Source organism: Roseateles sp. P1_C1_2 (genome assembly GCF_056406535.1).
Genome location: NZ_JBFUAB010000028.1, coordinates 58,998 through 80,658 on the forward strand (window position 1 = coordinate 58,998; position 21,661 = coordinate 80,658).

21 protein-coding genes are annotated in these 21,661 nt (G+C 70.3%); 12 read left to right on the forward strand and 9 right to left on the reverse strand.

The annotated features are described in order from the left end of the window. Window positions 1-14: 14 nt before the first annotated feature. From AC1D2H_RS24995 to AC1D2H_RS25035, 9 genes are all read left to right on the forward strand, one after another. Window positions 15-692, forward strand: coding sequence for a PulJ/GspJ family protein (locus AC1D2H_RS24995; protein ID WP_478012791.1), 678 nt, complete (start codon window positions 15-17; stop codon window positions 690-692). 83 nt (window positions 693-775) lie between these two features. Next, entirely contained in the window at window positions 776-1,819 is a 1,044-nt protein-coding gene (gene gspK / locus AC1D2H_RS25000; RefSeq protein WP_477930510.1) for a type II secretion system minor pseudopilin GspK, read from the forward strand. A 103-nt stretch (window positions 1,820-1,922) separates the two neighbouring features. Further along, window positions 1,923-3,170 (forward strand): type II secretion system protein GspL, encoded by a 1,248-nt coding sequence (gspL, locus tag AC1D2H_RS25005; RefSeq protein WP_478012792.1) that lies wholly within the window; start codon window positions 1,923-1,925, stop codon window positions 3,168-3,170. Continuing rightward, entirely contained in the window at window positions 3,170-3,694 is a 525-nt protein-coding gene (gspM, locus tag AC1D2H_RS25010) for a type II secretion system protein GspM (protein WP_477930514.1), read from the forward strand. Before gspL ends, gspM begins: the two co-directional genes overlap by 1 nt. Further along, window positions 3,694-4,578, forward strand: coding sequence for a type II secretion system protein N (gene gspN, locus AC1D2H_RS25015; RefSeq protein ID WP_477930516.1), 885 nt, complete (start codon window positions 3,694-3,696; stop codon window positions 4,576-4,578). The genes gspM and gspN overlap by 1 nt, the downstream gene beginning before the upstream one ends. 2 nt (window positions 4,579-4,580) lie before the next feature. Further along, window positions 4,581-6,818 carry a type II secretion system secretin GspD gene (gene gspD / locus AC1D2H_RS25020; RefSeq protein ID WP_477930517.1) on the forward strand — a complete coding sequence of 746 codons (2,238 nt, stop codon included), beginning with the start codon at window positions 4,581-4,583 and terminating at the stop codon, window positions 6,816-6,818. 16 nt (window positions 6,819-6,834) lie between these two features. Continuing rightward, window positions 6,835-8,250, forward strand: coding sequence for a type II secretion system ATPase GspE (gene gspE / locus AC1D2H_RS25025; protein WP_477930604.1), 1,416 nt, complete (start codon window positions 6,835-6,837; stop codon window positions 8,248-8,250). A 2-nt stretch (window positions 8,251-8,252) separates the two neighbouring features. After that, window positions 8,253-9,464, forward strand: a complete 1,212-nt coding sequence (gene gspF / locus AC1D2H_RS25030; RefSeq protein WP_477930519.1) for a type II secretion system inner membrane protein GspF — start codon at window positions 8,253-8,255, stop codon at window positions 9,462-9,464. 187 nt (window positions 9,465-9,651) lie between these two features. Beyond that, window positions 9,652-10,239 carry a hypothetical protein gene (locus AC1D2H_RS25035; protein ID WP_477930521.1) on the forward strand — a complete coding sequence of 196 codons (588 nt, stop codon included), beginning with the start codon at window positions 9,652-9,654 and terminating at the stop codon, window positions 10,237-10,239. On the opposite strand, the gene AC1D2H_RS25040 is transcribed toward AC1D2H_RS25035, so the two are convergent. The 5 genes from AC1D2H_RS25040 to AC1D2H_RS25060 all read right to left on the reverse strand — a co-directional run bounded on the left by AC1D2H_RS25040 (window position 10,202) and on the right by AC1D2H_RS25060 (window position 14,901). Beyond that, window positions 10,202-11,305 (reverse strand): hypothetical protein, encoded by a 1,104-nt coding sequence (locus AC1D2H_RS25040; RefSeq protein ID WP_477930523.1) that lies wholly within the window; start codon window positions 11,303-11,305, stop codon window positions 10,202-10,204. The two genes, AC1D2H_RS25035 and AC1D2H_RS25040, sit on opposite strands and share 38 nt — an antisense overlap. Continuing rightward, window positions 11,302-12,570, reverse strand: coding sequence for a hypothetical protein (locus tag AC1D2H_RS25045; RefSeq protein WP_477930524.1), 1,269 nt, complete (start codon window positions 12,568-12,570; stop codon window positions 11,302-11,304). The genes AC1D2H_RS25040 and AC1D2H_RS25045 overlap by 4 nt, the downstream gene beginning before the upstream one ends. Window positions 12,571-12,608: 38 nt before the next feature. Continuing rightward, complete coding sequence (locus AC1D2H_RS25050; RefSeq protein WP_477930526.1) at window positions 12,609-13,283, reverse strand: amino acid ABC transporter permease; 675 nt, start codon at window positions 13,281-13,283, stop codon at window positions 12,609-12,611. Continuing rightward, entirely contained in the window at window positions 13,280-13,981 is a 702-nt protein-coding gene (locus AC1D2H_RS25055) for an amino acid ABC transporter permease (protein ID WP_478012793.1), read from the reverse strand. The genes AC1D2H_RS25050 and AC1D2H_RS25055 overlap by 4 nt, the downstream gene beginning before the upstream one ends. 71 nt (window positions 13,982-14,052) lie before the next feature. Continuing rightward, a complete protein-coding gene (locus AC1D2H_RS25060; RefSeq protein ID WP_477930530.1) occupies window positions 14,053-14,901 on the reverse strand; it encodes an ABC transporter substrate-binding protein in 849 nt (282 codons plus the stop codon). Between the two features lie 207 nt (window positions 14,902-15,108). Between AC1D2H_RS25060 and AC1D2H_RS25065 the strand changes: the two genes are divergently transcribed. After that, the gene (locus AC1D2H_RS25065; protein ID WP_478012794.1) at window positions 15,109-16,497 is read left to right on the forward strand and encodes a pyridoxal-phosphate dependent enzyme; all 1,389 of its coding nucleotides are present in this window, start codon (window positions 15,109-15,111) and stop codon (window positions 16,495-16,497) included. Then, entirely contained in the window at window positions 16,494-17,672 is a 1,179-nt protein-coding gene (locus AC1D2H_RS25070) for a trans-sulfuration enzyme family protein (RefSeq protein WP_477930534.1), read from the forward strand. Before AC1D2H_RS25065 ends, AC1D2H_RS25070 begins: the two co-directional genes overlap by 4 nt. Here the strand turns inward: AC1D2H_RS25070 and AC1D2H_RS25075 are convergent. After that, a complete protein-coding gene (locus AC1D2H_RS25075; RefSeq protein WP_477930535.1) occupies window positions 17,669-18,172 on the reverse strand; it encodes a DUF3455 domain-containing protein in 504 nt (167 codons plus the stop codon). The genes AC1D2H_RS25070 and AC1D2H_RS25075 overlap by 4 nt on opposite strands. Before the next feature lie 77 nt (window positions 18,173-18,249). Between AC1D2H_RS25075 and AC1D2H_RS25080 the strand changes: the two genes are divergently transcribed. Further along, window positions 18,250-19,143, forward strand: coding sequence for a 5'-nucleotidase (locus tag AC1D2H_RS25080; RefSeq protein ID WP_477930537.1), 894 nt, complete (start codon window positions 18,250-18,252; stop codon window positions 19,141-19,143). Here the strand turns inward: AC1D2H_RS25080 and AC1D2H_RS25085 are convergent. Genes AC1D2H_RS25085 through AC1D2H_RS25095 form a run of 3 tightly spaced genes read right to left on the reverse strand, consistent with a single transcriptional unit; the run spans window position 19,136 to window position 21,656 of the window. Beyond that, window positions 19,136-20,242, reverse strand: coding sequence for a HupE/UreJ family protein (locus AC1D2H_RS25085; RefSeq protein ID WP_477930539.1), 1,107 nt, complete (start codon window positions 20,240-20,242; stop codon window positions 19,136-19,138). The genes AC1D2H_RS25080 and AC1D2H_RS25085 overlap by 8 nt on opposite strands. After that, on the reverse strand, window positions 20,239-21,390 hold the full coding sequence (locus AC1D2H_RS25090; protein WP_477930541.1) for a hypothetical protein: 1,152 nt from the start codon (window positions 21,388-21,390) through the stop codon (window positions 20,239-20,241). Before AC1D2H_RS25090 ends, AC1D2H_RS25085 begins: the two co-directional genes overlap by 4 nt. Next, window positions 21,387-21,656, reverse strand: a complete 270-nt coding sequence (locus AC1D2H_RS25095; protein WP_478012795.1) for a hypothetical protein — start codon at window positions 21,654-21,656, stop codon at window positions 21,387-21,389. Before AC1D2H_RS25095 ends, AC1D2H_RS25090 begins: the two co-directional genes overlap by 4 nt. Window positions 21,657-21,661 lie beyond the last annotated feature (5 nt).

Consider the following 21,661-nt stretch of genomic DNA (forward strand, 5'->3'; position numbering starts at 1 on the left):
CCGAGGGGACGGCGATGCTTGCCGGATCGACCGGCAAGCACATCGTCAGTGCGGGCCGGCTAGGGAGCGGCCCGGCGCTCGGCCCGCGAGTTTCATCAGCCGGCTTCACCCTCGTCGAGGTCCTCGTCGCCCTCGTCATCATGGCGACGATGGCGGCCATGGCCTGGCGCGGTATCGACGCCCTGGTGAGGAGCCGCGAGATCGCCCAGGCGCGCCTGGCCCAGACCGCCCGGCTGCAGACCGTGCTGGCGCAGTGGGAGGTCGACCTGCGTGCGCTGCAGGACAGCCACAGCAGCGTGCAGCCCATCGCCTTCGACGGCGGCAACCTGGTGCTGACCCGTCAGGCACCCACCGGTTTGCAGGTGGTGGTGTGGAGCCTGCGCGAGGGCAGCCTGTGGCGCTGGGAAAGCCCGGCCCAGCGCACCGTGCAGGACCTGGAAGACCAGCGCCAGCGCGGCCTGCAGCAGCTGGCGCAGCGCAACCCGGCCCTGCGCGCCTTCGACGGCGTGGCCGGCTGGCAGTTCTATTGCTACTGGGGCAATGCCTGGAGCAACTGCCAGTCCACCGGCGACCAGGGCCCCCAGAAGCCCGTCAACGGCCCGCCCGCCGGCCTGCGCGTGGCCATGCAGTTCGCCGAGGGCAGCGGCCTGGTCGGCACGCTGACGCGCGAGCTGGAGGTCACCGTCCGATGAAACCGCAGCCCATGAAACCAGGCATTCCGGGCCGAGCGCTGGGCCGCTCCCGAGCCGGCCCGACTGAGGCGGCTTGCGGCTCAATGCCGCGAGCAGCCTCGTCCCCGCAGGGGACCGGTCAGACGCACCGCGTTCAGCGGTGTGCGGCTGGACGAGGGGCTTCACTTCAGCATGGCGCCGCGCTGCTGACGGCCATGATCATCGTCACGCTGATCGCCAGCCTGGCCGCCGGCATGGTCTGGCAGCAGTACCGCGCCGTGCAGATCGAGGCCGCCGACCGCGCCCGCGCCCAGAGCGCCTGGATCCTGCAGGGCGCCCTCGACTGGGCGCGCCTGATCCTGAAAGAAGACAAGAAAAACATCGACCACCTCGGCGAGCCCTGGGCCGTGCCGCTGGCCGAAGCGCGCTTGTCCACCTTCCTGGCCGCCGACAAGAGCGCCACCAGCGACGACGAAGGTCCCGAGGCCTTCCTGTCCGGCAGCATCGAGGACGCGCAGAGCCGCTACAACCTGCGCGCGCTGACCACCGGCACCAAGGTGCCCGAGCTGGAACAGCGCGTGCTGGAACGCCTGTGCAGCCAGGTCAACGCGCCACCGGGGACAGCGGCGGCGATCATCACCGGCCTGCGCGCGGCCTTTCCGGCCCAGGCCGCCAGCGCGGCCAGCGGCCCTGGCGGTCAGAGCAGCGGGCCCCTCATCAGCGAATCCGGCCCCCTGCAACCCGCCGGCGTGGATCAACTGGCCTGGCTGGGCCTGGACGAAGCCACCATCAAGCGCCTGCAGCCCTATGTCGTGCTGCTGCCCAAGGCCACGCCGGTCAACCTGAACACCGCGCCGCGCGAAGTCATCGCGGCGCTGTTCGACGGCGTCGACCTCGCCTCGGCCGAACGCCTGGTGCAGGGCCGCAAGGCCCAGCCGCTGCAGACGGCGGACGACGCCAAGAAGTTCCTGCCTGCCAGTGTCGACATGGGCAGCGACCGCGCCTCGGCGAATTCCTTGTACTTCATCGTCACCGGGCGTTTGCGCCTGGACGAGCGCCAGCTGGAGCAGCGCTCGCTGGTCGTGCGCAACAACCAGAGCATGGACGTCGTCTCCCGCGAGCGCATCAACCAGCTGCTGGATCGGTGATTCCTTGAACTTGAACCCGGCTACAGACTTTCACCGCTCGCCCCACGCCCGGGCCGGGAAGGTCGCGTCCCCCTCCTAGAATGCGCCGCCTCCTGATTCCCCAATGAGCACCCTGCTGCTGTTCCTGCCCCCGCGGACGCGCCTGCGCGCCCTGGGCAAAGCCGCGTCCGCCGCGGCCGAGCTGCCGCGCGCCGACGCGCAGCGCGAGTACGACTACGCGCTGACGCCGGACGGCCGCCAGATCACGGCCGAGGGCCGCGCCGCCCCCGCGGGCCTGCCGGCGGCGGACAGCGTCATCGCCCTCGTGGGCGAGTCCGAGGTCAGCTGGCGCCGCGTCGAGCTGCCGCGCGCCGGCCGCCAGATGCGCGCCGCCCTCGCCGGCAAGCTCGAGGAAGCCCTGCTCGACGACCCCGATACGCTGCACTTCGCGCTCGAGCCCGACGCCCTCGGTGGCGACACCGCCTGGGTCGCCATCACCTCGCGCCCCTGGCTGGCCGAGCACCTGGCCCAACTGGAAGCTGCGCAGATCTTCATCGACCGCATCGCGCCGCTGTCCTGGCCCGACGAACTGGCGCGCGGCCACTTCTTCGAAGCCAACGGCGCGGGCGTCGCCCTGCGCTGGAGCCACACCGAAGGCGTCGCCACGCTGCCGCTGGACGGCGGCCTTGCGCGCCAGCTCTTCCCGCCCGGCCTCGTGCACGCGGCGCAGTGGACGGCCACGCCGGGCGTCGCCACGACGGCCGAGCGCTGGCTGGGCACCACCGTCACGGTGCAGACACCGGCGCAGCGAGCCCTGGCCGTCGTCGACAGCGCCTGGAATCTGCGTCAGTTCGATCTCGCACCGCGCGCCCGTGGCGTGCGCGCGCTGCGCCTCATCAGCCGCGGGCTGATGCGCAAGCCCTGGCAACCGGTGCGCTGGGGCCTGGCGGCCCTGCTCGTCGTGCAACTGCTCGGGCTCAATCTCTGGGCCTGGCACCAGAACCGCGAAGTGGCCGCGCGTCGCGAGGCCGTCACGACGACGCTGACCAGCGCCTTCCCGCAGGTGCGCGCCATCCTCGACGCGCCGGTGCAGATGCAAAAGCAGCTCGATCTGCTGCGCGCCAGCGCCGGCAGCGTCGGCGAACAGGACCTCGAAGCCCTGCTCGCGGCCGCGGCCAGCGCCTGGCCGGGCGACCGCCCGCCCACCGAGGCCCTGGCCTTCGAGCCCGGCCGCCTGACGGTGTCGGCCCAGGGCTGGGCCCAGCCCCAGATCGACAACTTCCGCAACCAACTGCGCAGCGAAGGCTGGCAGCTGGACGCCAGCGAGGGCAAGCTGACCATCAGCCGCGCCAACGCCCAAGGACGCCCCTGATGGCCCGCTTCAATTCCGGCAACGCTGACGGCCTCGCGGCCCAGCTGCAACAGGCCAAGGCCCAGGCCGCCGCGCATTGGAAGGCCCTGGGCGAGCGCGAGCGCCTGGCCGTCGGCGCCATCGGCGCGCTGCTCGGCCTGCTGCTGGCCTGGAGCCTGCTGCTGGCGCCCGCCCTGCGCACGCTGAAGACCGCACCCACCGAGCTCGAAAAGCTCGAGCTGCAACTGCAGCAGATGCAGGCCCAGGCCCAGGAGGCCCAGGCGCTGCGCGCGGCGCCGCCGGTGCCGCCCGACCAGGCCCAGGCTGCGCTGAAGGCCTCCGTCGACCACCTCGGCCCGGCCGCCCGCATGAACCTGGCCGGCGACCGCGCCGTCGTCACACTCAACGGCGTCGCACCCGAACTGCTGCAAGGCTGGCTGGGCGAGGTGCGCGCCGCTGCGCGGGCCCGCCCCGTCGAGGCCCAACTGACCCGCGGCCCCAAGGGTTATTCCGGCACCCTGGTGCTGAGCCTGGGAGGCGCCTGATGGCCTTGTTCAAGAAGCGCAGCGGCCACACGACGCAGCAGATGTCGGACTCGGTGCTGGGTGGCAGCAACTATGGCGGCCGCGCCGTGCGCCACCGCACGCCGCGGCGCTGGAGCGTGGCCGGCGCACTGGTCGGCATCCTGGCCGCGCTCATCGTCTTCGCGCCGGCGAGCTGGCTGGCGCGAGCGCTGGCCTCGGCCACCAACGACCATCTGCTCATCGTCGACACGCGCGGCAGCGTCTGGAACGGCTCGGGCGTGCTCGTGCTGACGGGCGGTACCGGCAGCCGCGACGCCTCGGCCCTGCCCGGCCGCCTGCACTGGCGCATGGCGGTGAAGGGCCTGGGCCTGCAGCTCGCGGCGCGCCAGGACTGCTGCATCAACGGCGACCTCCTGCTGGGCCTCAAGCCCGGCCTGGGCCGCATGGAGATCAGCGTCGACAACCAGGCCGACTGGCTGGTCCGCCTGCCCGCCGGCCTGCTGGCGGGCCTGGGCACGCCCTGGAACACGCTGCAGCTGGGCGGCTCGCTGCGGCTGTCGGCGCGCGAGCTGAAGCTGGAGTCGGTGCAGGGCCGCTGGCGCCAGTTCGGCGAGCTGCAGCTCGACCTGCTCAACCTGTCCTCGCGCGTGTCCACCGTCGCGCCGCTGGGCAGCTACCGTTTCACGGTGACGGCCGACACGGCCAACCCCGGCGTCAGCACGCTGCGCCTGTCCACGCTGGAGGGCGCCCTGCAGCTCTCGGGCGTCGGCACGCTGAACAGTGGTGGCAAGAGCCGCTTCACCGGTGAGGCCGGCGCCGCGCCGGGCCGCGAGGAAGCGCTGAACAACCTGCTGAATATCATCGGGCGCCGCCAAGGGGCGCGCTCCGTCTTGACGATCGGATGATCATGAATCTCCAACGCACCGCCGTCGCGTCGGCCACCGCGCTCTCCGTGCTGCTGACCTCCACGGGCAACGCGTTCGCGCAGCCCGACAGCGCCACCGTGCAGCGCGGCCGTCCTGGCTCCGGCAAGGGTCCTGCCGTCCGCGCCAGCTCACCGGTCACGCTGAACTTCGTCAACGCTGACATCGAGGCCGTGACGCGTGCCATCGGCGTCATGCTGGACCGCCAGATCATCATCGACCCGCGCGTCAAGGGCACGATCACGGTCTACAGCGAGCAACCGGTGTCGGTGGCCGAGGCCTACCGCAACTACCTCGCCGCGCTGCGCGGCCTGGGCTTCACCGTCGTCGACACGGCGGGCCTGCTCAAGGTGCTGCCCGAGCCCGACGCCAAGATGCAGGCCGGCTCGGTGGCCATCGAGACCAGCACCGTCCGCGGCGACCAGATCCTGACGCAGATCTTCCGCATCCAGCACGAGAACGCGAACAACCTCGTCGCCGTGCTGCGCCCGCTGATCAGCCCCAACAACACCATCAACGCCAACCCGGGCAACAACAGCCTGGTCATCACCGACTACGCGGACAACCTGCAGCGCATCGCCAAGATCATCGCGGCGATGGACACGCCGGGCACCAGCGACATCGAGATCGTGCCGCTGAAGAACGCCGTCGCGGCCGACCTGGCGCCGCTGGTGCAGCGCCTGGCCGATGGCGGTGGCACCGTCGGCGCGGCCGTTCCGGGCCAGAGCAGCAGCGCCGTCAACGTCCTGGTCGACCCGCGCTCCAACGGCCTCATCCTGCGCGCCAGCAACCCGGCCCGCCTCGCGGCCGTGCGCTCCATGGTCGACAAGTTGGACCAGCCCAGCAGCGACGGTGGCGGCAACAACATCCGCGTCGTCTACCTGAAGAATGCCGATGCGGCCAAGCTGGCCACCGTGCTGCGCGCGGCCTTCGGCGCCGCCTCCTCGGGCGGCAGTGGCGGTGGCAGCTCCTCGGGCACTTCCAGCCTCAGCGGCAGCGGCACGCTGACCGGGGCGTCGCCCTCGCTGACCGGCGGCAACAATGCCAACGCAGGCGGCAACAGCGGCATCTCCGCGGCGGCCACGACGCCCCTCAGCGCCTCGGCCAGCCCCTCCACCGGCGGCTTCGTGCAGGCCGACCCGTCGACCAACTCCCTCATCATCACGGGCCCCGAACCGCTGTACCGCCAGGTGCGCGCCGTCATCGAGCAACTGGACGCGCGCCGTGCCCAGATCTACGTCGAGTCGCTGATCGTCAAGATCGACAACGCACAGGCCGGCCAGATCGGTGTGCAGTGGCAGAACCTGTTCGGCAGCAAGGGCGACTCCACCATCACCGGCGCCGGCACCAACTTCGGTTCCGGCCTGGCCAACATCATCAACGGCACGGTGGCCGTGGCCGGCGGCCGCACCGGCGTCGGCTCGGCCCTGGGCTCCGGCTCGGCCCCCGCAGGCCTGAACATCGGCATCCTGAAGAAGGTCGGCAACTTCTACACCCTGGGCGCCATCGCCAACTTCTTCGAGAGCCAGACCGGCACCAATGTGCTGTCCACGCCCAATCTGGTGACGCTGGACAACGAGGAGGCGCGCATCGTCATCGGCCAGAACGTGCCCTTCGTGACCGGCTCCTACGCCAGCGCCGGCGCGAGCACGGGCGGTACGGTCAACCCCTTCCAGACCGTGGACCGCAAGGACGTGGGCCTGACCCTGAAGATCAAGAGCCAGATCGGCGAAGGCGGCACCGTCCGCATGCAGGTCTACCAGGAGAATTCCAACGTCGTCTCGGGCATCAACAGCACCACCGGCCCGACGCTGGACAAGAGCGCCATCGAGACCAGCGTGGTCGTCGATGACGGCGACATGATCGTGCTGGGCGGGCTGCTGAAGGACGAATACACCGACGGCGACGACGGCGTGCCGGGCCTGTCCAAGATCCCGCTGCTGGGCAACCTGTTCAGCAGCAAGAGCCGCAAGCGCGTGAAGACCAATCTGATGGTCTTCCTGCGCCCCGTGGTGCTGCGCAGCGCCGACGGTGCCAGCCAGCTCAGCCTGGACCGCTACGAGAGCATCCGCGCCCTGCAGCAGAGCGGCCAGCCGCAGAAGAGCTTCATGCTGCCCGACACCGGCGCACCCGTGCTGCCCGAGCCCAAGACCGCGCCGTCGAACAAGGCCCTGCCGCAGCCGTCGCTGCAGACACCCCCGCAAAAGCAATCGCCGCAGTAAGCGAACCATGGCCGCGATCCGCCACCCCCTGCCCTATGCCTTCGCCAAGGCCAACACCGTGCTGCTGGAGGACGACGGCAGCACGCTGACGCTGTGGGCGCCGCCCGAGGTGGGCTGGGCGACGCTGTCCGAAGTGCAGCGCCTGTATGCGGTGGACCGGCTCGAATCCGAAGCCGTCACGTCGCTGGCCGAACGCATCAACGCCGCCTACGCGGGCAGTGAATCGAGCGCGGCCGTCGTCGTCGGCGAGGTCGAGAGCGCGGTGGACCTGTCGCGCATGATGCAGGACCTGCCCGCCGTGGAAGACCTGCTGGAGGCCGCCAACGACGCGCCCATCATCCGCATGCTGAACGCGCTGCTGACCCAGGCGGCCAAGGACGGCGCGAGCGACATCCACATCGAACCCTATGAGCGCGCCTCCTCGGTGCGCTTTCGCGTCGACGGCACGCTGCGCGAAGTGGTGCAGCCCAACCGCGGCCTGCATGCGGCGCTGATCTCGCGCCTGAAGATCATGGCCGAGCTCGACATCGCCGAGAAGCGCCTGCCGCAGGACGGCCGCATCTCGCTGCGCATCGGCGGCCGTGCCATCGACGTGCGCGTGTCCACCCTGCCCTCGGCCCACGGCGAGCGCGCCGTGCTGCGCCTGCTGGACAAGAGCGAATCCAAGTTCACGCTCGAAGGCCTGGGCATGGACGGCAATGTGCTGTCGGCCTTCAAGAAGCTGGTGCAGCAGCCCCACGGCATCGTCCTCGTCACCGGCCCGACCGGCTCGGGCAAGACGACGTCGCTGTATGCCTCGCTGCAGACCGTCGACACCAGCACCACCAACGTGCTGACCGTCGAGGACCCGATCGAATACGAGTTGCCCGGCATCGGCCAGACCCAGGTCAACGGCAAGATCGACCTGACCTTTGCCAAGGCCCTGCGCGCCATCCTGCGCCAGGACCCGGACGTCATCATGATCGGCGAAATCCGCGACTACGAGACCGCGCAGATCGCCATCCAGGCCTCCCTCACCGGCCACCTGGTGCTGGCCACGCTGCACACCAACGACGCACCCAGCGCCGTCACCCGCCTGACCGACATGGGCGTCGAGCCCTTCCTGCTCAGCAGCTCGCTGCTCGGCGTGCTGGCCCAGCGCCTGGTGCGGCGGCTGTGCCCCGTCTGCAAGCGCCAGGACGACCACGGCCGCTGGCACCCGGTCGGCTGCGACGCCTGCGTCCACACCGGCTACAAGGGCCGCACCGGCGTCTACGAGCTGATGGTGGCCGACGACGCCGTGCGCAGCCTCATCCACAACCGCGCGCCCGAAAGCCAGCTGCAGGCCGCCGCCGAGGCCACCGGCCTGCGCTCCATGCGCGAGGACGGCGAGCGACTGATCAATGCCGGCGTCACATCGCTTGAAGAAGTGCTGCGCGTGACGCGCGAATAGCCGTGCCCGCCTACAAATACGAAGCCCTCACCGACGCCGGCCGCCAGAGCAGCGGCCTGATCGAGGCCGACAACCCGCGCGCCGCACGCGCCATGGTGCGCGCGCAGGGATTGACGCCGCTGAGCATCGAGGTCGTGCAGCAGCACGGCGCCCAGGAGAGCAGCCGCTTCACGCGCCGCGTCTTCAGCCCGACGGCGCTGGCCGTCTGGACGCGCCAGCTTGCCGGCCTGGTCGGCTCGGGCCTGCCCATCGAGCGCGCATTGACCGCGCTGGCCGACGAGAGCGAGGACAGCAAGCAGCGCGAGCTGATCAGCCAGCTCAAGGCCGAGGTCAATGCCGGCTCGGCCTTCGCCCGCGCGCTGGCCTCGGCACCGCGCGAGTTCGACGAGGTCTACCGTGGTGTCGTCGCCGCCGGCGAACAGAGCGGCGCGCTGGGCCAGGTGCTGGAGAAGCTGGCCGACGACCTGGAGGAACGCCAGGACCTGAAGGCCAAGCTCATCGGCGCCATGGCCTATCCGGCCATCGTGTCCTTCATCTCGGTGCTCATCGTCATCTTCCTCGTCACCTATGTGGTGCCGCAGATCGCGACGGTGTTCACCAGCTCCAAGCGCGCCCTGCCCGCGCTGACGGTGGCCATGCTGGCCGTCAGCGACTTCGTGCGCAGTTGGGGCTGGGCCATGCTCGCCGTCCTCGTCGCCGGCGCCGTGGCACTGCGCTACGCGTTGAAGGCACCGGCCTTCCGGCTGCGCTTTGACGCCGGCATCCTCGGCCTGCCGCTGGTCGGGCGCCTCGCGCGGGGCTACAACGCGGCCCGCTTCGCCGGCACGCTGGCCATGCTGGCCGGCGCCGGCGTGCCCATCCTGAAAGCCCTCCAGGCCGCGGCCGAGACCCTGTCCAACCGGGCCATGCAGGCCGATGCGCTGGACGCCCTGGTGATGGTGCGCGAAGGCGCGCCGCTGGGCTCGGCCCTGGCGGGCAAGAAGCGCTTCCCCGGCATCCTGGCCATGTTCGCCCGCCTGGGCGAGCAGACCGGCCAGCTGCCCGAGATGCTGGGCCGCGCCGCGCGCCAGCTTAGCGTCGAGGTGCAACGCCGCTCGATGGCCGCAGCCACGCTGCTGGAGCCGCTGCTCATCGTCGCGATGGGGGCGGTGGTGCTGCTCATCGTGCTGGCGGTGCTGCTGCCGATCATTCAGCTCAACACCTGGGTGAAATAGATCACCCCTACGCGCTGACGTGGACCCCTCAAGTGGGCTGAGCCCAGACACAAACAGTCCTGAGGACTGTTTGCGCCTGGCGAAGGACAAGGCCTCTGGCCTTCGCAACTCGCGGCTGACTGGCAAAGCCGGATCAACCCGAGTCGCTCGACGAGATGCGGCGCCAGGCGCGCATCCACATGGCGCAATGCCCTCCAGATTTCCTGCGCTGCTGACATTGACGGTAAGCGCGGGCGTCGTCGCGTGGATGGGTTGGCGCTGGTGGCCGCACTGGGGGCTGGCCTTTGCCGTCGAAGACGCGCCGCTGGCCTGGTGGCAGGCGGCGCTGCTCGTTGCCAATGCGAGCGCAGCGGGCGCGCTGGCCTGCGTGCACGCAGCCATCGGTGAACGACCGCACGCCGTGCGCTGGTGGACGCTGCTGGCCCTGGGCATGGTGTTCGCAGCGCTGGACGAGCGCTTCATGGCCCACGAGGCCGTGCAGGACTGGCTGGAGTTCGACAGGGGCGTGCCACGCCGCTGGGCCCAGGGCGTCATGCTCGTCTATGCGCTCGGCGGCCTCGCGCTGCTGCGCGCCGTGTGGGTGGCAGGCAGCTCGACGCTGCGGCGTTGGACCATCGCCGCCCTCATCGCCGGCGCCGCCGCCATCGCCCTGGACCTGACTTTTGACACCATCGCCATGCAGATCGTCGAGGAGTGGCTGGAGGCCCTCGCCGAGACGCTGCTGCTGGCCGGACTCTTCAGCGAACTGGGCAGCGCGGCGAGCCGGAAAGGCTGAGCGGCGGCAGCGACATCCGCTGCTGCTGTGCCTTCAGCAGCTCGGCATCCACCCAGGCCCGACTGCCCCAGGCATCGCCCAGCTTGCGCTGCGGCAGATTGCCTTTGGCATCGGGCTCGGCCAGAGATTCCGGCTCCCAGAACTCGTAGCGACTGGCACGCAGCCGCAGCGCCGGGAGTCCGCCAGCGCCGGGCCAGCTCAGGTTCAATTCGCCGCGTTGCGCCTCGGTCTCTCCTGGGGCGGCGGCCTGCCGCTGCACCACCGCGCCCAGCGCCCAGGCCGGGTTGGCGAGGGCCAGCATCGCCCACACCGGCGGCTCCGCCGCGCCGGACCAACGCAGTTCGACCCAGCTTTCGCAGGCCGCACCGGCGCCACCCCAATGCAGTCGCTGCAACCGCGCTTCGAACAGGCCGGCAGGGCTGACCACCCAGACGCGCGGCGCGCTGCCCTCGGCCTGGAAGGTCGCCCTCAGCGCGACGTCTGCCAGCTCCTGCGGCCAGACGCCATCGCGCAAGCGCCATTGCACCGCCCAGCCGAGGGCAGACGCCGCATCCATCCACAGCTGCGCCGTGTTGTCGTCGATGCCGATGCGTGCCACCGTGTCGGCACCTTCGCGCCGGTAGGCGGCCACGCCTTCCTTGACCGCAGGCCCCGCGATGACCCAGGCGGCGGCCCAGCGATCGGCGCCGTCGGAATCGGCCACTTGCCATCGCCGGCTCAAGTCCGGAGACGGCCCGCTTTCCGCCCAGCCCTGACGGGCCAGCCACTCCGTCAGCGGTGCCTGCAGCCAGTCGGGCATGACGGGCGGCGGCGGCGTGACATAGATGCCGTCACCCGGCCCGCTCCAAGGTCGCGACAGCGCGGCATGCAATGGCGGTGTCCAGAACCACTTGCGATAGACCTGCAAATGCAGTTGCAGCGCCGCCTGGCCGCGATGACGCACCTCCAGCGGTGCAGAGAAGTCCGCCAACGCCCGCTTGGCCTGCGCCTGCAGATCAGGCAGCGTGGCGGCAGCTGCACCGCCTCCCAGCATGACGGCCAAGGCCGCGACGAGCAGCCGCCTCATGTGCAGGTCGCCAGGTTGTAGCGCGACAGCACGCGCCACCAGCCCTGCTCGTTGGCTTCGAGCTGGTAAAGGTCTTCGGCATACAGGTTGTCGACTCGATGCAAATAGGCTGGCTTCCAGCCATCAGCCAGCATGCCCGCCGGGTCCAGCCATGGCGCCTGGCCGACCGTCCTGTGATCGGTGCTGACGACGGTGCGCAGGTCCGGCACCCCATCGCCATCCAGATCGACGCTGGCATCGACGCGATGGGCGAGCCAATCGCCGAAAGGGTTGGCACGCAGCCGCGTCTGCTTCTGCGGCGTCACGCGCGCCCGCGCGGCATCCACCGGAGCCGTGGTCGCCAGCACAGCCAGGATGCTGCCGCGCACCGGCTGCGGCAGCACGATCTCGGCCTGGCTTTGCAGATCGTCTGGTTTGTCGCTGGCACCGCAGGCGTCGCTGCCGTAGGTGGCGCGCCGCAGCACGGCGGGCAGCAGACCCGCTTCGGTGACGACCCAGACCGGCAGGCGCAGCCGCAGGTCGAGTTGAGCCACGCGGCGCTCCTCGTCAGTCAATGCACGGCTCAGATCGGCCTCGAGCGCAGCGTCATTCCAGCGCGCCTGCACCGCCAGGCCGCGCGCCTTGGCGATCTCATACAGATCGGCCAGTGCAGCGGCGCTGCGCGCGTCGTAGCGGACACGGTAGACCACGCCTTCCGCATCCCGCGCCTTCAGGCGGCTCACCAGCGGACCACCGGCGAAGCCGGCCAGCAACGTGCCGGGTTTGAAGAAGGACGCCGAGGGCGCCTGGCCGCCCCAACGACCCAGGCCCAGGGCCGTCATGCGCGCCGGGTCAAGCTGGAACTCGGTGCTGCTGCGCGCGGCCAGCTGCAGGTTGATGACCGTGCTCGGCGGGTGGCTCAGCACCTCGGCCGGCTGGCGCCCAAAGTCCCGACTCAAGGCCCTGCGCATCTGCCGCGACTGCTCGTACTCGGCCAACAGAAGCTTCTGCCAGGCAGGCACCTCGGGATCCTTGGCATCGCGCCGTTGAACCCCGAGCTTTTCCAGCAGGCCGGCGTGATCACCCCAGGCATGCAGGGAGGGCGTCAGCGTGAAATGTCGGCGCAGGGCCGCGAACTGGGCCGTGGCGGACTGCAGGCTGGGCTTGGCGACCAGAGTCGCCTTCGTGAGGTCAGCCTCGGCCTGGGCCAGCGCCGCCGAAGGCTCGGCCGCAGCGTGGCCGGCCAGCGTCAATGCCAATGCGCCAAAAAGACCTGCCAATTGCATAGCTCTCCCTGTCTCTTCGGGCCGCATTGTGGGCCCGGTCAGCGGGCCAGCCGCCCCTCAGCGAGCCGCGCCGCACGCGTCAGCCCGAAGCACATGACGAAGTAGCAGCCCGCCAGCGTCAGATAGATCTCCACCGGTTTCACCAGCACCTGGGCGTTGATCTGGTTGGCGATGAAGGACAGCTCCGAGAGGCCAATGATGGTGCCCAGCGACGTCTCCTTGATGGTGGCGACGAACTGGTTGATCAGCGAGGGCAGCATGTGGCGCAGCGCTTGCGGCAGCAGCACCGAGCGCAGCGCCTGAGCGCGCGTCATGCCCAACGACATCGAGGCCTGCAACTGGCCGCGCGGCAAGGCCTGCAGGCCGGCGTGCACGATCTCGGCGAGGTAGGCCGCATCGAAAAGGATGAGGGCGACCAGCATGGTGCTGAACTGGTCGGTCTTGTGGCCGGTCACCGTGGGCAGGAAGAAGTAGGCCCAGAACACCACCATCAGCAGCGGCGTGCCGCGGATGACCCAGACCCAGCCCGTCACCGGCAGGCGCAGCCAGCGGTTGGGGCTGAAGCGGGCCAGGCCCAGCAGCACACCCAGCGGCAGCGCCAGCACCAGGCCCAGCGTGGCCAGGATGACCGTCAACGCCAGGCCACCCAAGGGCCCATGTGGGTACTGGCCGACGAGGAAGTAGAGCCAGTAGGTGTCGACCAACTCAGTCATCGCCTGGCCCCCTGCGGCGACACCGCATGCTGTGCCCATTGCGCCAGGCCCGTCAGCACCAGTGACACCGACAGATAGGCGACTGTCACCAATGCAAAGGTCTCGAAGCCACGGAAGCTCGCCGACTCGACGCGCTGGGCCTGGGTCATCAACTCGGCCGCGCCGATGACGGTGGCGATGCTGGTGTTCTTCCAGAGATTGAGGGTCTGCGACAGCAGCGGCGGCAGCGTGATGCGCAGGGCCTGAGGCAACACGACGAGGCGCATGCCGGCCAGGAAACTGAAGCCCAGGGCCATGGCCGCGTCGAGCTGCGCGCCCGGCATGGCACGCACGCCGGAGCGGATGTCCTCGGACATATAGGCCGCCGTGTACAGCGTGAGGGCCGCCCAGGCGCTGAAGACCTCGATATTGCCGGCATAGAGTTTTTCCTTGATGCCGGCGGGCAGCAGCTCCGGCACGCCGAAGTACCAGAACAGCATGTGCACCAGCAGCGGCACACAGCGCACCGCCTCGACATAGGCTTCACCGGCGACACGCAGCGGCGCCCAAGGCGACAGGCGCAGCAGCGCGATGGCGATGGCCAGTGGCAACGCGGTCAGCAGCGTCAGGCCGGTCAGCAGCACCGACAGGCGCAGGCCTTCCAGCAGCCAGGTGAGGTAGTCGCCCTGCAGCGGCGGGGCAAAGGACAGGACGGGCATGAGGTTCACCGACAAACAAGACAGCCGCCGGCCCTCGTGAGGCGGCGGCTGCGATCAATACGACGAGTGACTTAGCTTTCGACCCTGTCGCTGTCGATCTTGAAGGTGCGCTTGGGGAACTTCAGGCGCGTGTCGGGGCCGTACCACTTCACGAACAGCTTGTCGGCGTCGCCGCCCTTCTCCAGGCCGGTCAGCGCGGCATCGACCTCGGCCTTCAGGCGCTTCTCGCCCTTGCGGATGCCGATGGCCAGCGGTTCGACGCTGATGTTCTGGTCGAGGATGCGGTACTGGCTTGAGGCCGCGCCGAGCTTGGCGTGCTGGTCCAGCAGCGAGACCTCATCGTTGACGAAGGCCACGCCCTTGCCCTGCTGCAGCGCCTGGAAGGCCTGCGGGCCGGTGTCGAAGGTGACGACGTCGACCTGCGGCACGGCCTTGCGGATATTGGGTTCCTGCGTGCCGCCCTTGATGGTGACGACCTTCTTGCCGCTGAGCGAGGCCACGTTCTGGATGCCGCTGTCGGCCTTGACCAGCACCTTCTGGCCGGTGACGAAGGTCGTCAGCGAGAAGTCGATGACGGCCTCGCGCTCCTTGTTGTGGGTGAGGGAGGCGGCCAACAGGTCGACATGGCCCTGCTGCAATTCGGGGATGCGCGCCGCGACGGCGAGCTGCTTGATCTGCAGCTTGACGCCGAGCTTGGCGGCAATGGCGCGGGCCAGGTCGACCTCGTAGCCGATGATTTCGCGCGTCTTGGGATCGATGAAGCTGTTGGGCTCGTCGGTGCCGAGCACGCCGACGACGAGCTCGCCCTTTTTCTTGATGTCGTCGAGCTGGTCGGCATGGGCGATCTGTGCGGCCTGAGCGGCGAGAAGGCCGGTGGCGATGAGGGCCTGGGTCAGCAGGCGGCGGGAGAACGAAGACATCTGGCTTCCTTGTGGGATCAACGTGACGTCATGCTAGGAATCGCATAAGCCGCCGTGAACGACGTTTTTCGCATTTGCTTGTGCAGCGGGACTCGCTCGAAAACAGCGCTTGCTCATGCGAAAAATGGGATTGCCGACGAAGCCTGCCTTCGTATCCTGCGAGGTCTAGCCTAAATTGGCCGCGCCCGACCCGCGGCCCGACTCGTCATGACCGCTCGACTCCCGCTCGAGGCCCGCCCCGCCGTGCTCGACCTCATCGGCAACACGCCGCTGTTGCCCGTGCAACGCCTGGACACCGGCCTCTGCCAGCTCTTCCTCAAGCTCGAATCCCAGAACCCCGGCGGCTCCATCAAGGACCGCATCGGCCTCGCGATGATCGAGACGGCCGAACGCGAAGGCCTGCTCAAACCCGGCGGCACCGTCGTCGAAGCCACCGCCGGCAATACCGGCCTGGGTCTGGCGCTCGTCGCGCGCGCCAAGGGCTACCAGGTGGCCCTGGTGGTGCCCGACAAGATGTCCGCCGAAAAGGTGCTGCAGCTCAAGGCCCTGGGCGCCCAGGTGCACCTGACGCGCTCCGACGTCGGCAAGGGCCACCCGGCCTATTACCAGGACGTGGCCGCCCGCCTGGTGCGCGAGATCCCCGGCGCCTGGTATGCCGACCAGTTCAACAACCCCGCCAACCCGCTGGCGCACGAGACGACGACGGCGCCCGAGATCTGGCAGCAGATGGGCCACGACGTCGACGCCATCGTCTGTGGCGTCGGCTCCGGCGGCACCATCACCGGCCTGAGCCGCTACTTCCAGCGCGTGCAACCGGGTGTCGAGATGGTGCTGGCCGATCCGGTCGGCTCCATCCTGAAGGACTACATCGACACCGGCAAATTCGGTGACGCCGGCTCCTGGGCCGTGGAAGGCATCGGCGAGGACTTCATCCCGCCCATTGCCGACCTCGGGCCGGTCCGCACCGCCTACAGCATCAGCGACGCCGACAGCTTCGGCACCGCCCGCGAGCTCTACCGCGCCGAGGGCATCCTGGCCGGCTCGTCCACCGGCACGCTGCTGGCCGCGGCCCTGCGCTACTGCCGTGAGCAGACCACGCCGAAGCGCGTCGTCACCTTCGTCTGCGACACCGGCACGCGCTATCTGTCCAAGGTCTACAACGACCATTGGATGTTCGACCAGGGCCTGTTGACGCGCCCACGCCTGGGCGACCTGCGCGACCTGATTTCGCGGCCGGTCACCAGCGGCGGCGTCGTGTCCGTCGGGCCGGACGACACGCTGCAGACGGCCTTCTCGCGCATGCGCCAGGCCGATGTGTCGCAGCTGCCGGTGCTCGACGGCGGCCGCCTCGTCGGCCTGCTGGACGAGTCCGATCTGCTGGCCCGCCTGCATGCCGATGCGGCTGCGTTCGGCGCCCTGGTGCAGAGCGCGATGAACACCGACGTCATCACGCTGGCACCCACCGCCTCACTCACCGAACTGAACGAGCAACTGCGCCGCGGCCTCGTGGCCGTCATCGCGGACGACGCCGGCTTCCACGGCCTTGTCACCCGCTTCGACCTCATCAACCATCTGCGCAAGGAAGTCACGCGATGAGCAACAACGACACCCGCCTGGACTTCAACACCCGCGTCATCCACGCCGGCCAATCGCCCGACGCCGTCACCGGCGCCGTCATGCCGCCCATCTCGGTCAGCTCCACCTACCGCCAGCACGGCCCGGGCGAGCACACCGGCTACGAGTACGGCCGCACCCACAACCCGACCCGCCAGGCCTGGGAGCGCGCCGTCACCGACCTCGAGGGCGGCGCCCAGGCCTATGCCTTCGCTTCCGGCCTGGCCGCGATGGCGACGGTGCTGGACACCCTGCCGGCCGGCTCGCACATCGTTGCGGGCGACGATCTCTACGGCGGCAGCTATCGCCTCTTCGAGCGCGTGCGCAAGCACAGCGCCGGCCTGCGCGTGAGCTATGTGGACAGCCGCGACACCGAGGCGGTGCGCGCCGCGCTGCAGCCCGACACGAAACTGATCTGGATCGAGACGCCCAGCAACCCCTTGCTGCGCCTGAGCGACCTGGCCGCCATCGGCAAGCTGGCCCGTGACCACGGCGCGCTGGCGGTGGCCGACAACACCTTCGCCAGCCCCTGGGCGCAACGCCCGCTGGAGCTGGGCTTCGACCTCGTCGTGCACTCGGCCACCAAATACCTCAACGGCCACAGCGACGTCATCGGCGGCATTGCCGTCGTCGGCGGCGAGCCTCGCCAGGCCGAGTTGCGCGAGAAGCTCGAATTCCTGCACAACGCCGTCGGCTCTGTGTCCGGGCCCTTCGACAGCTTCCTGGCGCTGCGCGGGCTCAAGACCCTGGCCCTGCGCATGGAGAGACACAACGCCAGCGCCGCCGAATTGGCCGCGTGGTTGAGCGCGCAGCCCCAGGTCGAACGCGTGCTCTACCCTGGCCTGGAAAGCCATCCGCAGCACGCCCTGGCCAAGCGCCAGATGCGCGGCGGCGGCGGCATGATCAGCGTCGCGCTGAAGACCGACCTGGCCGGCGCGCGCCGCTTCCTGCAGCGTGTCGAGCTGTTCACGCTGGCCGAAAGCCTGGGCGGCGTCGAGAGCCTGATCTCGCTGCCCGCCTTGATGACCCATGCCTCCATCCCGCCCGAGACGCGGGCGCGCCTGGGCATCACCGACTCGCTGGTGCGCCTGTCGGTCGGCATCGAGGCCACGGACGATCTGCGGCGCGACCTCGCCACCGCGCTGGCCGTGATCTAGCGGTAGAAGTAGTAGGTCGCCGTGTAGGTGACGCGCACGACCTGGCCTGCCGCCGTGCAGGCCTCGGCGGGCGCGACGCCACCGACCGTCGCGACGCGCTGGATGCTCTTCGTCGTGCTGAAGACGCCGCTGCCGCCATTGCTCTTGGCCGCGAGCAGCAGCCAGGGGATGGCCTTCGCGTCCGGGCCCGGGTCGCGGGCCTTGACCTCGCCGACGACCGTGCTGCCATCCAGCCCCTCCCAGGTCGGACCGGCGTAATGCTTGCCCAGCGGCCGCCCCGCGCGGTCGGCCAGCGTGGCCTCGGGCGCCTTGAAGACCCAGGCGGTGCCGCTGCCATCGGCCTTGGCCTGGCATTCGTAGATCTGCCAGCCCTGGGCCAACGCCTCGAGTTGCAGTTCCTGTCCGGCAGGAGGCTGCAACGCGGCGGGCACCTGAGGCGGCACCGGCTTGCTGGCGCAGGCGGCGAGGATGGGCAGCAGGGCAAGGGCAGCAGCGCGCATGGGCAGGTCTTTCGAGTTGAAAACGCGACGAGTCTAGGAAGGCGTGGCCCGGGCGTCGAGCCCTATCATCGACGGCCATGCCAGCCAGTCTCTCCGGTCAACTCGTCGTCGCCATCTCCTCGCGCGCCCTCTTCGATTTCGAGGCCGAGAACGAGGTCTTCGAGGCCGGCGACGACCATGCCTACATGGCCCTGCAGCAGCAGCGCCTGGACGAACCGGCCCCGCCCGGCGTCGCCTTCTCGCTGGTTGAGAAGCTGCTGGCCTTCAATGCCGGCGGTGCACCCCAGGTCGAGGTCGTCGTGCTGTCGCGCAATGACCCGATCTCGGGCATGCGCGTGTTCCGCTCGGCCAAGCACTACGGCCTGCCCATCGAGCGCGGCGTGTTCACGCGCGGCGCCTCGCCGTGGCGCTATCTGAAGCCGCTGTCGGCCCAGCTCTTTTTATCCACCAACGAGGCTGACGTGCGCCAGGCCCTCGGTGCCGGCGTGGCCGCGGCGCGCGTGATGCCGCTGGCGGCGCGCGCCTCGGCGGCCCACCCCAAGGAGCTGCGCATCGCTTTCGACGGCGATGCCGTGTTGTTCTCCGACGAAGCCGAGCAGGTCTTCCAGCGCGATGGCCTGGCCGCCTTTCGCGAGCACGAGCTGCAACGCGCCCATCTGCCGCTGCAGGCCGGGCCCTTCAAGCCGGTGCTGGAGGCCCTGCACCGCCTGCAGCAGTCCCGCGCCAGCGGCATGAAGGTACGCACCGCCCTCGTCACGGCGCGCAGCGCGCCGGCCCATGAGCGCGCCATCCGCACGCTGATGGACTGGCAGATCGAGGTCGACGAGGCCATGTTCCTCGGCGGCCTGGCCAAGGGCGAGTTCCTGCGCGAGTTCGAGCCCGACTTCTTCTTCGACGACCAGGTCGGCCACATCACCAGCGCCGCGGCCCATGTGCCGGCGGGCCATGTGGCCATGGGCATCGCTAGCTGATCAAGGCAAGGCCGAGGCTGCGCTCAGCAAGCCACACCAGGGCCAGCGCGGCAACGGCGCTCGATCCGGCCGGCACGATCCAGCGCCGATAGGCCGCGCGCCCGCGCAGCAGCAGCGCCGGGGGCAGCAGCACGGCGACGACGACGAGCTGCCCCAGCTCGACACCCAGGTTGAAGCCCAGCAAGGGCAGCACGAGTTCGCTGCCGCGCAGGCCCAGGTCCTTCAGCGGGCCGGCGAAGCCGACGCCGTGGACGAGGCCGAAGAGACCCACCATGCCCCAGCGCGGCCCCGGCACGAAGGGTCGCAGGTTGTCGATCGCGGCGAGCAGCACGGTCAAGGCGATCAGCGACTCGACGACGGCGGCCGGCGGGTTGATGGCGCCGCTGGCTGCCAGCGCCAGCGTGATGGAGTGGGCCAGCGTGAAGGCGGTGACGAGCTTGAGCGTCTCGGCCAGCGCGGCGCGGCCGCTGGCACGCGGTGCCCAGCCCCTGCCCTCGCGCCGCCAGACGGCGACGAGCAGCAGCGTGATGAGGAAGAGCACATGGTCCAGGCCGCTGGCGATATGGGCCATGCCTTCGATGACGAAGCCGCCGAAGCCACGGCTCTCGAGGTTGAGGCGCTGCGGGCCGGCGCCGGGCGTCAACACCAGCGGTTCGCCGGTCGCGCCTACGAGGCGGGCGAGGCCGCGGTGGGCGGCGTCGGTGGTGGCGAAAAGGCGGTAGTCGATGTCGAGTTCATGCACGGGCGCCGCGCAGTGCCAGTGGCTGATGAGCACGGCATGCGTGCCGTCGCTGTGCTCGTCGAGCTGCGGCTGGTCGCGGCCTTGCAGCGCGCAGGCCGCGCCATCGGCCGTGAAGCGCAGGCCGGCGTCGGCCAGGGCCTCGATGTCGGGCCAGCGCTGGCGCACCTCGCCCCAGCTCAGGTTGCCGTCGCCGTCGGCGTCCAGTGCGAGGTCGCGGTCGAGGTCGCGCAACGCGATGTCCAGGCGCTGCTCGACGGCCGCACCGTCGACGCGGTAGACGAGATAGGCCTCGCTGGCCTGGTGGGCGTGGGCCGCGCCGCACAGCAGCAGCGCCAGCCCCGACAAGCAACGGATCACGGCGCAAAGCTCCGATCAAGGGCGGCAAGGCGTGCATCCTGCCAGCCCTTGTCGCGCAGCACGCGCGCCAGCTGCTGGCGCGTCGCATCGCCGTCACGGCCAGCGGCCAGCGCCGCACGCAGCAGCAGCACGGCGTCGACCGGCTCGCGCTGCATCGCCCAGTTCAGCTGCGCCAGGCGCAGCGCCTCGCGCGGCTGCTGTTCGACGTCCAGCGCAAAGCGGGCCTGCTCGCGTGCATGCTTGCCCGGTTCGCGGCGGTCGGCGGCAGCCAGGCGCTCGCGCATCAGGGCGGCCGGCGTCGACGCATCGCGGCCGAGCTGGCGCAAGGCGATGACCTGGCGCAGCAGCAGCGCGTCGGCCTCGGCATCGGGGCTGCGCTCAACCAGCACCAAGGCCTCGGCCGCGCGCTGGCGTGCCAGCAGCCAGTCGGCCAGCGCGGCGCGCGTGTAGACCTCATCCTCGCCGGCCAGCGCGGTGCGGTAGAGGACCGGGGCCGTGGCCTCGTTGCCGAGGCGTTCGGCCAGCTCGGCACGCATCAGCGCCAGCCACGGCGCCATCGATCGGCCCGGGTTCAGCTGAGCCAGAGTTTGCTCGGCACTGGGGCCCTGGCCGGACAGGCTGGCCAGCTCGGCCAGGCAGGCGGTGGCAGGCAGCGTCGCCAGGGGTTGCAGCTGCTCGCACAGGGCGCGCGCCTGCGGCAGTTCGGCGCGCAGCTGGTGCAGCGCGGCCGCATCGAGCAGGGCCTGGGCGCGGTGGTCGGGCGCCAGGTCGGCGCGCGCCAGCAGGCGCTTCAGCTCGGCCAGGGCAGGCTCGAACTCGTGCCGCGCCTGCAGCACACGGGCGCGCAGCAGCACGGCCTCGGCGGGCGCCTCGGCCTGTGTCCACCAGGGCGCGAGCGCCGCCTGCGCGGCACCGAGCTCGCGAGGGTCGCCATGCACGCGGGCGCGTTGCAGGGCCGCCCGCGCGGTGGCGACGGCCAGCGGCAATTGCGCCGGGTCGCGCGCCAAGGCCGCACGACGCGCGCGCTCGGCGGCGTCAATGCGGTAGGGCAGGCGCTGCACGATCTCGGCGTCGCCCTTCGGCACGAAGGGTTCAGCCGAGACCGCCAGCGGGAATGCCGCCAGCAGCAGCGCGATCAGGCGCCTCACAAGCTCACGGGCTCTTCGGTTTCGCTGACCGACACCGCCACCGTCGGCAGTGTCAGCGCCTCCGTGGTCTCGTCGTCGGCCTTCTGCGCCTTCAGATAGCTCACCAGGGCCGTCGACGAAGCCACCGCGCTGTCGGGCACCGCGGTGGGAGCCGGCGGCGGCGGGGGCGGCGGGCCGATGATTTCGGTGTCGCTGTCACTGCCGCCACWGGCGGCGAGCACGATCACGGCACCGACGGCAACCGCGGCAGTCTTGCGGGTCAACATGGCGG